Origin of the sequence: Cyclobacterium xiamenense (genome assembly GCF_042140265.1) — a bacterium.
Taxonomy (GTDB): domain Bacteria; phylum Bacteroidota; class Bacteroidia; order Cytophagales; family Cyclobacteriaceae; genus Cyclobacterium; species Cyclobacterium xiamenense_A.
This window is the reverse complement of the sequence record NZ_CP159481.1, coordinates 2,773,772-2,786,040: the sequence shown is the minus strand read 5'-3', so window position 1 is coordinate 2,786,040 and position 12,269 is coordinate 2,773,772. Positions and strand designations below refer to the sequence as shown.

The following is a 12,269-nucleotide window of genomic DNA, read 5'->3' as shown; positions in this document are numbered from 1 at the left end:
TACTCGGTTTTCAACAATCAGGCCAAATGTCGGTAAAAAGAAGCTATTCCTGTGGGGTCGGTTGAAATCAACCCTCTCCAAGCAATTTGGAAGGGGTTACGGGATCTTTCCTTTTCAATCCAAACTCTTCGATCGCGTATTTTTTAAGATGCATTTCCATTTCCTCCACACTATCGGTTAATAGAAATAAGTCGAGGTCCGATTCGCTGATTGTGCCCTCTTTTGCCATGGATTGAATGTGTTCATATAGATGCTGATGAAATGCGGTACCCACTAAAACGACCGGAAACCGCTTCATCACCCGGGTCTGTATAAGTGTCAACGCCTCAAAAAACTCATCCAGCGTTCCAAAACCGCCTGGAAGCACCACAAATGCATAGCTGTACTTGGAAAGGAGAACCTTTCGCACAAAGAAATACTTGAAATTCATGTACTTATCCAGGTAGGTGTTGGGAAATTGTTCAAATGGTAGGATGATGTTGCAGCCTACGGACTTTCCACCCGCCAATTTGGCCCCTTTATTGGCTGCCTCCATGATACCCGGACCTCCGCCGGTCATTACCGTGAAGCCAAGATGGCTGATAGACTCCCCTACCTGAACGCCCAATTTGTAAAAATCATCCTCCGGCTCAAAGCGGGCTGAGCCAAAAACAGTCACGCAGGGACCTACAAAGTGCAACATCCGAAAACCTCGAATAAACTCAAGCAGCACCTTGAATCCAAATCGAAAATCCTTAAACCGTGTCTGGGGCCCGGCAAAAAACGCCTCTTCCTCTGGGTTAACCAGGGGATTGATTTTTTTCCTCTCTTCTTTAATCATCGTATTCTAAAAGTTTTTTTCTGATTTCGGTACAGTACCAACGCCAGAATACCGTGAAAAGTTACTTTATCGCAAATGATTTAGAAGGCCAAATATAGGGAAAGTTTCCTACCCTACCCTACACCCGTATTAAAAGTGATTACAAACGTAGTTTGCCAGTGGATACATCAGAAAAGTAGCCGAAGGGTGACAAGAGTCACCCTACAAAACGAATATTTCGCTGACCTTTATGTCATCAACGCACACAACAAAAATAGATACAATCATGAACGAAGAAAATATGACAACCATGCCACGAATCGGCGATCTTGCGCCGGATTTCGAAGCCATGACGACTACCGGACCCATTAAATTTTCCGAATACATCCAGGATAGCTGGACCATCTTATTTTCCCACCCAGCCGACTTCACTCCGGTTTGCACCACAGAGATGAGCGGATTTGCGCTGGAGCAGAAATTTTTCGATGAGAAAAATACCCGATTGATCGGATTAAGTATTGATTCCATCCACGCACACATCGCCTGGGTGAATAACGTGAAGAAAAATACAGGCGTGCTATTTGAGTTTCCCATCATCGCGGATATTGACATGAGCGTGTCCAAAAAATACGGCATGCTTCAGCCAGGTGAAAGCGAGACGGCTGCCGTCCGGGCTGTATTTTTCATTGATCCGAACGCAAAAATCAGGTTGATCATGTATTATCCGCTGAATGTGGGCAGAAACATGGACGAGATCAAGCGCGCGCTGGTTGCACTGCAAACAGCTGACAAACACAAAGTAGCCATGCCACTGGACTGGCGGGAAGGAGATAAAGTGATTGTTCCCCCGCCAAAAACCGTTGCCGAAATGACGGAACGAGAAAACAGTGACTTGGAAATGGTCGATTTCTATTTGGCTAAAAAAAGCATTTAAAATCATTCAGCCATTAACTATACAAGCAGGCCTGAAAAAGGCCTGCTTTTTTGGTATCTTCTAGCAAGGGAATAGCCAATTATTCCAGAGAAATCAAGCTGGATAACCACCCGGGAATAGGAGGTTTCAATGCGTCAACGAATTAAAAATTTCAACGAATTTATTAGATTCGATTTGATCTGACGGCAAGAAATACACAGCGTGAAAAAATATTCCAGGAAGTCAGAGGGTATTTGGCGAATCTGGATTTGAGCCATCTATACTCCCATAACCCATATTGCCTGCGTATCAAAGTACCGGAGCTATGCTTTGCCCCATTGATGATAAATTCTGGTGTTTTGGAGTTTATGTAGGCAAATGCTTCATCCTGTTACCCACACGGGAAACAGCTACGAGGCTCCGGACGCTTTCGTTATCCTGGTTGCAAACCCTGCTTATCTGGATTCGATAGGACAAATATCGAATAGCACGTTTTCTGCCGTTTTATTTTTCCCCAAGCATACCCAATTCAAAATCCACACGTCTCGCCTTCCTTTTATCATACAAGTCATCAAAAACCTCTTTTCTCAATGCGCTATCCCCGGATTTTTTGTGCCATTGCTCCTCTCCTGCCAGGACAATACCCGCTTCATGGAAATCCAGCAACTGGTCATAGGGCCCCCTGCTTCCCATCAGCTTGACCAGGATGGGTGCCATCTCTATCATGACAAACAAAAAAATTATCATCCAGTTGGCCCAATAAATGGCCGTATTTTTTAGCGTCAAATCCCTGAAAGCCTGTAACCGGGCTGCCAACCCATCATACGCATCCAGGGACACCATCTGATTTTGGAATTCCTGTTCCTTCAAACCATTGATTTTCCTGATTTCCGCTTCCAGATCCTCAATCCTGCCCTCGTTCAGCTTCTGGGTATATTGGTAATCCTGCTCTGCCTGATCCAGTTGCGCTTCTTTCTTCTCAGCATTGATGCCTATGCCCGCAAGCCCGGTAGTCCCTTCCGTTTTTACGCCAAACCTTTCCTGATCGTACTCTACCTGCTTCTGGTTCCGAAAATCCTCCTTGGCGGCAATCCCTGCCCTGAGACGCTCAATTTTATTTTCCAAATCAGTGATTTCCGGATACCCTGCTGCTATTTTTTCCCTGCTGTTTTCTATCGTAGCCAGACGCTGTTCATCCAGTTCTCTGTTGATTTCTTTTTCAAAGATCCGAAGTTCCAAGGGTTTGGCAATGACCAGGGCGATCAACAAGGCCAAAACCAGACGGGGAAGGGCTTGTTTGAATTCCGGAAGAAATTGATCCTGCTTTTTTAGGGTGGAAACGATGTAGCGGTCCAAATTAAAAATCATCAAGGCCCAGACCAAAGCAATACCCAAAATCGCCCAAAATGAGGAAAAAACGGTAGACAAAGCATAACCTACAGACAGGCCTGCAAAAATCGCCGTAAACAGCACTGTTGCGCCAATCCCCGTAAACCTGTTTACGCTTGCCGGACACCTCCGGACCAATGGCAGGTAAGCTCCGGAACAAAAAATCAGGAATTTCTCGAAAATATTCATCAATGGATTTTAGTTTAGCGGATGCAATTCAAAATGCATACCATGTCTATTCAAGTATAGGTGTCAAAAAAATAATTGTCATACAAAAATAAAAACTAGCTATAATTAGGTAAATTTCAATGAATTATGATCACTTGTTCTGATGAAGAATGGGAATTTGCGGATAAAAAAAGCAGTGGCAATCTGAAATGTATCCTCAAATCGAACCAAAATTCCGTTTTGTCCGCCAATTGTGTCCGCTTTTGAGGCAGTACCTGTTGCAATCTGGTTTTAATAGTCACGTGATTGTAGTAGTTTAGCCCTTCATTACAAACCAAGCCATGAAATATTACGTCTATCTACCTCTGTTGTTTTTAATTAGCAGCTCCCTGGCATTTGCTCAGGACCCTACCCGCTTTTCCGATCAGGTTAGCCAAATCTCTAAAGATTATCCGGTTTCCGATTACCAGTCTTCGGTAGTTTTTACCGGTAGTTCCACCATCCGCATGTGGAAAAGTTTGCAGCAGGATTTTCCGAAGGAAAAAATTGTCAATACCGGTTTTGGGGGCTCTCAGGCAAGTGACTTGTTATATTATCTGGATGAGCTTGTACTGGGATACCGGCCTGAAAAAGTATTTATTTACGAAGGTGATAACGACCTGGCTGCGGGAAAATCAACCGAGGAGATCATCACTACCTACAATCTGATCGTTGAACAAATTCGGGCCGAACTGCCGGATACAGAAATAATCTTGATCAGTGCCAAACCCAGTCTGTCGCGCTGGGAATTGGCGGATAGCTACCTGGAACTGAACGCTGCCATGAAAAAATATGCCCGGGTGAATAAGAATGTGCGGTATGCCAATCTTTGGAATCCCATGCTAACCGCGAACAAAACACCCATGGAGGATATTTTTCTGGATGACAACCTCCACATGAATGCAAAAGGGTATGCCATATGGGCAAAAGTGCTCAGAAAATTTCTGTAGCAAAACCAAAAGACGTTCCCTACCGCTTGACTACCAAACGAAACGCCAAGCTCTGATGCCCGAAAATCCCGTTAGTTCGAAGACAAATCAGGGCGACGGCACCAAAAGAAGTATTTTTTTCAGACCTTCCAACAGGTAGAGAGCCGGCACTACAGTCAACCACCGACGATTTTTTGCAAATGGTCTGGCTACTCTGCTTTGTAATACCCTATGCATCAGCCTCTTTCCCATCCCGTTTCAAAACCGACCGAAAAAATAACTGCCGGCCCGGCTAATAAGCGCATGAAATGCCAGGGGAAGGGTTTTTAACTCAGCGGTCAATTTCTATCTTTGCAGGTGAAGTAACATTAAATTAACATTTATTTAACTTAATTGTAACACTGGTTTTTGAAATCAGGTAGCGTTGCCTGGTCAAGTTTCCGACAGCGGATGCTAGAATAATCATCTGCTTGCTCAAACGTTTGCACGTATGCTGTTAAAAAAGAGTTTGCTATTATTTTTTCTGGGATCGGTATTGGTCAAGGGGATGGCATTTCAAGATCCCGCAGATCCGCCATCCACGGTAAACACCCAGTACAGCTCCAGAGGTTTTCAGTTTAGTACGAACGATGGGCTTTACCGCTTGCAATTGGCCGGTCGCTTGCAGTTTCGCTTTGCCACACCCACGGATCAGGATCCAATAACCTACGATGATTTTTTTGAGCAAGAGCAAACCCTGTTTAAAATCAACCGTGCCCGTTTAAAAGTAGGGGGACACGCCTACAAGCCCTGGGTTTCCTACTATTTTGAGTACGAACTTTCGGCATCTCGACTCCTGGATTTCCGGGTAATGATAGAGAAATGGCCCTGGCTCAGTTTTAAATTTGGTCAGTGGAAGTCCGAGTACTCCAGAGAACGAGTGATCTCCAGTGGAAAGCAACAAATGATGGAACGTTCTATCATCAATAGACCCTTTACGCTGGACCGGCAGCAGGGGGCTACGGTTTACGGCAGGTGGGATGGCGGGGGCCTCGCGGACTTCAACTACCATATACTCGTGCTAACGGGTACGGGTATTGGAGCTCGGACAAATGATGACGATCAATTAATGTATTCCGGACGCGTACAATGGAACGTATTGGGCGAGGGAGTGGACATGTCTGGATCTGCCCTGGACTACTACCAAAAGCCCAATGCATCGATCGCGCTGGCAGGTACGACCAACACCAGCCAATACACCAGGTATTCTTCCCAGGGTGGTGGACAATTGACTGGTTTTGAAAATGGCAAACCCGGGCAATACGCCATGGAACAATACCTGATCGAGACCACGCTTAAATACCGAGCCTTTAGCTGGCACAGTGAATACCACCGGAAAAATGTTTTTGACAACCGAAACGACCGACTAACCCGTCTCCATGGCTGGTTTGTTCAGGGGGGAATTCTTCTAAACGGTTCTGCTTCGGAAAATTCCACTCCTAAATTAGAACTGGCGGGTCGGTATGCCCTTTTCCGTCCGGAAATGGAAATTCAAGGAAACAGGGAAGAAGAGTATTCCCTGGCATTTAACTGCTTTTTTAACGATCACTTGAACAAACTCACCGTGGATTTGACGCATTTTGATTTCGACGAACAATCCGTCAACCGCGAAGCTTCCGGCTGGCGCTTCCGCGTCCAATATGATTTTTCATTTTAACCCTTCAAATTCAGCAGCGAATTTGGATATGCCACATGCCCTCTGTTTATTTGCATTTGATTCAGGAAACTGATTTATAAAGAAGGGGGGAGAGAACAGGCTCTGCGATCCTCTGGCAACCTTCCGCCGCGTGGAAAGGTGCCAAAACCTGCCCCTATTGGGACCGATAAATTAGATAATATGATAGCAAAGACTTCTCCCCTACCTTATCCGATTGCATTCGTAATGGCTGCTATTTTTTGTCCGATGGGTGCAAACCTTTCCTTCCCCTCATTGAAATCAGGTATTTATGGCTTATAAGAATTTTGAAACACAGGCAGTACGTATCGCTGCTTCCGGCTCGGACCAACGGGAGCATTCCGCTCCAATTTACCTTAGTTCCAGTTTTGTATTTGATTCGGCCGAACAAGCGAGGCAACTATTTGCGGATGAACTTCCCGGAAATATCTATTCGCGGTATGCCAATCCAAATACGAGTGATTTAATCGAAAAAGTGTGCGCGGCAGAAGGCACCGAATCCGGAGTGACCACCGCCTCCGGCATGGCTGCGATGTTTGGCAGCATGGCCGCCCTCCTCCGACAGGGCGACCATATCCTGGCCTCCCGTTCCCTGTTTGGTAGCACCCATCAATTATTAACCCGGATTTTTCCCAGATGGGGGATCACCCATTCGTATGGCGACATCTCAGAGATAGACCGTTGGGAAAAGCTACTCCAACCCAATACAAAGATGATTTTCATTGAGACTCCCTCCAATCCGGGACTGGAAATCATTGATTTGGAATACATTGCCAATTTCGCCAATGCACACAATTTAATTTTGGTTGTAGACAATTGCTTTGCTACTCCCTACCTGCAGCAACCGGCCCGCTGGGGAGCGCACATTGTAACGCATAGCGCCACCAAGTTTATTGACGGGCAAGGAAGAGTGCTGGGTGGACTCATTTTGGGAAAAAAAGAACTGATCGATGAGGTACAGTTTTTTATGAGGCACACCGGACCTTCTCTTTCACCCTTTAATGCCTGGGTCCTGGCGAAAAGCATGGAAACACTAGCGGTACGCATGGACCGGCATTGCGAAAATGCATTCGCCATCGCCGGCTATTTTGAAGGGAATCCGGAAGTGGAACGTGTCCGGTACCCCTTTTTACCCTCTCATCCGCAGTACCCGTTGGCAAAAAAGCAAATGCGCCACGGCGGCGGCATCATCACGCTGACCCTTAAAGGAGGATTGAGCAGGGCGAAAAAATTCATCGATGCGCTAAAAATGATCAGTGTTACGGCCAATCTGGGAGACAGCAGAAGCATTATTACCCACCCAGCCTCCACCACCCATAGCAAATTGACCGAGGAAGAAAGAGAACGAGTAGGAATCCTGAATGGCCTGGTACGGCTATCGGTAGGGCTGGAGCACGTAGACGATATCGTAACAGACATCGAACAGGCACTCGAACGCTCAAAATAATAATCGTGAATGGCCCCTACCTGTACTTCTGCAGAAGGGGTAGGTACAACACGGATACCAGATTCAGGAAAGAATTCCTTTCACCAGTTTTCCATGTACATCGGTCAAACGGTACCGCCTCCCCTGGTGTTTAAACGTAAGCTTTTCATGGTCGACTCCCAGTAGGTGCAAGAGTGTAGCCTGGAAGTCGTGTACATGTACCGGGTCGCGCACCACATTGTACCCCAATTCATCGGTCTCTCCGTAAGAAATCCCCTTTTTCACGCCGGCCCCTGCCATCCACATCGTAAAACAGTTGGGATGGTGGTCTCTGCCGTAATTTTCCGGAGTCAATCTTCCCTGCGAGTAACTGGTCCGCCCAAACTCTCCTCCCCAGATCACCAGCGTATCCTCCAGCATGCCTCGTTGTTTTAAATCCCGGATAAGGGCGGCCGTGGGTCGGTCCATACTTTGCGACATGGTCTGAATGTCTTTGGGAAGGTTTCCATGTTGATCCCATCCCTTGTGGTACAACTGAATAAACTTTACGTCTTTTTCTGCCAATTTCCTGGCGAGGAGACAATTGGCCGCATAGGTTCCCGGCTGGAGTACTTCCGGGCCATACATGTCGGTAATGTGTTGGGGTTCGTCGGAAATATTCATCGTTTCGGGCACGGACGTTTGCATGCGGTATGCCATTTCGTACTGCGCAATTTTGGCATTGATCTCCTGATCCTGGGATTGGGCAAATTCCAGGTCATACAGTTTTTTTAAATGGTCCAGGTAATTTCTCCGGTCCCTTCCGGAAACCCCGGGAGGATCATTCAGGTACAGCACAGGGTCCTTTCCCGAACGAAACTGAACTCCCTGGTGCAGACTAGGTAAAAACCCGTTACCCCATAATCGGCTGTACACCGGCTGCGCGCCCTGCTTTCCCTGAGAAAGCAATACACAAAACGCAGGTAAATTTTCATTTTCAGAACCCAGGCCGTAACTAACCCAGGAGCCAATGGAAGGCCTTCCCGGCTGCTGGGAACCGGTTTGAAAAAAAGTGATGGCCGGATCGTGATTGATCGCTTCGGTATACATGGACTTGATCATGCAAATTTCATCCGTGATTCCGGCAATATGTGGTAAAAGCTCACTCACCCAGGCACCCGACTCCCCGTATTGCTTAAAATCGTATACCGACCCCACCATGGGGATGGATTTCTGGCCGGCTGTCATACCCGTCAGCCGTTGCCCCTGCCGAACACTGTCCGGCAGTTGCTCCCCGTTTCGCTTGATCAATTCGGGTTTGTAATCAAATAATTCCAACTGTGACGGCCCACCACTTTGAAATAAATAAATGACACGTTTTACTTTGGGTGAAAAATGCGTACCGAGTGGATTGCCGGCGGCGTCTAGCGGCGATCCGGCCTTTAACTCAGGCGAGCCAATTAGGGAAGAAAGAGCCAATCCACCCAACCCAAGACCTGTTTTACTTAAAAATTCCCTCCTGGAATACCTGTTTGTCTGTTGGCATAAATCGGCCATAGTTGTTTGTTACTTTTTGGTATAAAACTCGTAATGGTTAAACAAAAGACTCGCAACCATGGTCATGGCCGCTGTTTTTTCGGCTGGGATGCGGGTATCTGCGGGGTACTCCCCTACCGCCAGTAACTTTCGGGCCGCTTCGGGATCGTCTTCAAAACGACGCAATTCCGAGGTATACATGCTTTTCAGGACCTCCATTTCCGCATCTTCAGGATTTCTCCCCAGAGAACTGCGGACTCCTGCTACCAACTGCTGCTCCAGGTCAGCCGCCTGAAGCATCTTTTCAGCCATTACACGAGCTGCCTCGGTCACCTGGGGATCGTTCATCAATACCAACGGCTGCAAAGGGGTATTGGTCTCCTGCCGGGAGACCATGCATTCCTCCCGGTTGGGCACATCGAAGGTAGTCATCGCTGGAGGAGGCGCCGTCCTTCTAATAAAGGTATACATGCTTCTGCGGTACAAATTAGCACCGCTATCTTGCCGGTAGTTGTACAAAAAATACGAAAACTCTCCCTTTTCTTTCCAAATTCCAGGGGGTTGATAGGGCTTTACACTAGGTCCACCCACCTTATTGACAAGGAGACCACTGGCTTTCAAATAATTATCCCGGATAAACTCGCCCTGCAGCCGGTGCCGCGCACCTCTGGCCAAAAGCACATTGTCCGGATCCCGTTCCAGCAGGAGCTCCGTGGGTTCCGAAGACTGCCGATAGGTGGCGGACATGACTATCTTTTTTAAAAGGTGTTTTACGTCCCAGCCGTTTTCCATGAAATCCACAGCCAGCCAATCCAAGAGTTCCGGGTGGCTTGGCAATTGTCCCTGACTACCAAAATCGTCTACCGTCGGTACAATACCCCTACCAAAAATACGGTACCAGTAGCGGTTTACAGTTACGCGGGCCACCAACGGATTTTTCGGACTGGTCAGCCATTTTGCTAATCCCAGTCGGTTCTTTGGCCAATCCGGCGAAAAGCCCGAAAGTACCTCAGGAACCGCCGCTTCCACTTCTTCCGCAGGAGCATCGTACGCTCCTCGCTCCAACAAAAAGGTTTTTCGGGGAACGGGACGCTCCTGCATGACCATTACCTCCTCAATTCCTCCCATCAATTTCAATTTTTCGGCTCGCAACACATCCAGCGAATCGGTAAGTTCAGCAAATCTGGGATTCTCCCAGTAATGGGTATGGCTCAGGGCTGCTTGTGTTTGACTCAAGGATCGCCCCTCTTCTTCGGAAAAAAGCCAGGCCACTTCCCAACTACTCAATTCTCTCTTGAATATTTTTAGCTCAGAAAGGCTTCCGGTGTAAATCCCATCGTCTCCACTAAACACGCGGTAACTCCTGGCCAACCGCAAGGCCTTGTCGACCACCGTATAACTTGTATTTACCGGAAGGATGCTTTTGTACAGGTTATCCTTTTCCACCTGCCCCTTCGATTGTTGCCCGTTGATAAAAATCCGTAACCCGCTTGCTTGGCCTGAGCCATCGTAAGTAAAGGCCACATGGGTCCACTCTTTGGTAGGCAACCGCTGATCACTGCTCACATGAATGGCGTTGTGCGGAAGGGCATGGATCAACTGTACGTTGATACGGTTCAGGCTGTCCAGGTACAATTCATACCCTCTCCAATAGGTGTTCTTGTTTCCTATATTTCCTAATATAAAGCGGTAAGGCTCGATGGTTTCCGGATTGACCCAGATGCTGTAGGAAAAGGGCTGATCCATCTCAAAAAGGCCGGTGCCAGGAACTTCAACGATGTCGTAGTCTTGCTTGAATCGAAGTGCACCCGTAGCAGAAGCGGGTCCGGAAACGAGCTCGGGACTACCCGAAACACGAGCCTCCAATGCCTTGTCCGCAGATAGCGTGGTTTCGTTGTCGTAGGCAGCTAACGGGAAGTGGGCAACCAGTCCGTTCTTCAAGGTCTTCGAAGGTAGGTTTTTGGTAGTAGTGGCCACTGGCTCCACTCGAACTGCCCGCTGCTTCTCTTCCAACCTGGCAATTTTTTCTTTGATGCGCTCAATTTCTTCATCCTTCTTTTCGTCTGTAAACAGCATCATGGGACCGGCATTTTTATCGTCTCCGGTCATTCCCACCTCATCTACATTGTTGTAAAAAGCCGCCAAACTGAAATAATCTTTCTGGGACAAAGGATCAAATTTATGATCGTGACATTTCGCACATTCCATGGTAAGCCCTAAAAAAGCTTTGGCGGTCGTTTCCGAGCGGTCGAATACGTATTCTAACCGGTATTCTTCATCAATAATACCTCCTTCGGCGGTCATTTGATGGTTTCTATTGAAAGCGGTTGCCAACACCTGATCTTTTTTGGCACCGGACATCATGTCGCCCGCAATTTGCCATTGTACAAATTGATCGTACGGCATATTGGACCGAAACGCCTCTATGACCCAATCCCTCCAGGGCCACATCATGCGGACTCCATCAGCGTGCAGGCCATGGGAATCCGCGTAGCGGGCCACATCCAGCCAGTCCAGCGCCATTCGTTCCGCATAGGCATCCGAGGCAAGTAACTGATCCACGAAGTTTTCGTAAGCGTTCGGGGAAGGGTCCTTTTCAAACCGCTCCACCATCTCCCAGTCAGGGGGCAAACCGGTAAGGTCAAAAGCCAACCTACGAATCAGTGTGGTGGAAGGTGCTTCCGGGGACGGGGCTAGTCCTTCCCGATCCAGCCGGCTAAAAATAAAAGCATCCACTTCGTTGTCAACCCTGCTTGTATCGTTTGGAACAGGTAGGGCTGCCTTTTCAGGCGGTAGGTAAGCCCAATGATCCTGGTATTCCGCCCCCTGTTCGATCCAACGAATCAAAATTGCTTTCTCCTGATCGGAAAGTGCCAGGTTGGACTCCGGCGGCGGCATCCGTAACCCTGGATCCTCGGCCAAAATGCGGTGGAATACCTCACTGCTACCCGGTTTCCCCGGAGCAATGGCCTTTCGGAGCCATCGACCCTGTAGCGTCCGATAAGCCCCTTCTTCGGTATCCAAACGCAATCCAGCCTCCCGGGTATTGGGATCCGGCCCATGGCAGGAAAAACAACGATCGGAAAGAATAGGCTTCACGTGCAGGTTATACAACACCTCCTGCGGGATATTATCCGTCTCTTCGAGAACGGTATCCGGGATATCCGGACCGCATCCCACCGGGAGAACTCCTGCTAGTAAAGCTACCGAAAACACCCATCCGGCGCGAGGGAAAACACGTTTTATCCAAGACATACAAGAAAAACTGGTATCCTGGCTAAAATAAGAAAAAAAAGTTTAGCTCTATGGAAAATTCCAAACAAAATCGCTATTGAAACTTTCTATAAACAGCCAAAAGTCAGGCCACCGTCCCTTTT

At 47.8% G+C, this 12,269-nt stretch carries 8 protein-coding genes and 1 riboswitch; of the genes, 4 read left to right on the top strand and 4 right to left on the bottom strand.

Translation table 11 applies throughout. From position 1 onward, the window contains the following. Positions 1–67: 67 nt before the first annotated feature. On the bottom strand, positions 68–820 hold the full coding sequence (locus ABWH99_RS11625) for a TIGR00730 family Rossman fold protein (RefSeq protein ID WP_375586444.1): 753 nt from the start codon (positions 818–820) through the stop codon (positions 68–70). 265 nt (positions 821–1,085) lie between these two features. Between ABWH99_RS11625 and ABWH99_RS11620 the strand changes: the two genes are divergently transcribed. Beyond that, positions 1,086–1,733 (top strand): peroxiredoxin, encoded by a 648-nt coding sequence (locus ABWH99_RS11620; protein ID WP_375586443.1) that lies wholly within the window; start codon positions 1,086–1,088, stop codon positions 1,731–1,733. Positions 1,734–2,216: 483 nt separating this feature from the next. Here ABWH99_RS11620 and ABWH99_RS11615 read toward each other — a convergent pair whose 3' ends face one another. Continuing rightward, entirely contained in the window at positions 2,217–3,290 is a 1,074-nt protein-coding gene (locus ABWH99_RS11615; protein WP_375586442.1) for a DUF4407 domain-containing protein, read from the bottom strand. A 320-nt stretch (positions 3,291–3,610) separates the two neighbouring features. Here ABWH99_RS11615 and ABWH99_RS11610 point away from each other — a divergent pair, with 320 nt between their 5' ends. From ABWH99_RS11610 to ABWH99_RS11600, 3 genes are all read left to right on the top strand, one after another. Beyond that, positions 3,611–4,258, top strand: a complete 648-nt coding sequence (locus ABWH99_RS11610) for an SGNH/GDSL hydrolase family protein (RefSeq protein WP_375586441.1) — start codon at positions 3,611–3,613, stop codon at positions 4,256–4,258. Between the two features lie 469 nt (positions 4,259–4,727). Continuing rightward, positions 4,728–5,933, top strand: a complete 1,206-nt coding sequence (locus ABWH99_RS11605; RefSeq protein ID WP_375586440.1) for an OprO/OprP family phosphate-selective porin — start codon at positions 4,728–4,730, stop codon at positions 5,931–5,933. A 71-nt stretch (positions 5,934–6,004) separates the two neighbouring features. Further along, a riboswitch (SAM riboswitch) is annotated at positions 6,005–6,106 on the top strand. Positions 6,107–6,222: 116 nt separating this feature from the next. Beyond that, the gene (locus ABWH99_RS11600; RefSeq protein WP_375586439.1) at positions 6,223–7,398 is read left to right on the top strand and encodes a trans-sulfuration enzyme family protein; all 1,176 of its coding nucleotides are present in this window, start codon (positions 6,223–6,225) and stop codon (positions 7,396–7,398) included. 63 nt (positions 7,399–7,461) lie between these two features. Here the strand turns inward: ABWH99_RS11600 and ABWH99_RS11595 are convergent, their stop codons facing one another. Then, on the bottom strand, positions 7,462–8,913 hold the full coding sequence (locus tag ABWH99_RS11595; protein WP_375586438.1) for a DUF1501 domain-containing protein: 1,452 nt from the start codon (positions 8,911–8,913) through the stop codon (positions 7,462–7,464). A 9-nt stretch (positions 8,914–8,922) separates the two neighbouring features. After that, complete coding sequence (locus ABWH99_RS11590; protein WP_375586437.1) at positions 8,923–12,147, bottom strand: DUF1553 domain-containing protein; 3,225 nt, start codon at positions 12,145–12,147, stop codon at positions 8,923–8,925. Positions 12,148–12,269 lie beyond the last annotated feature (122 nt).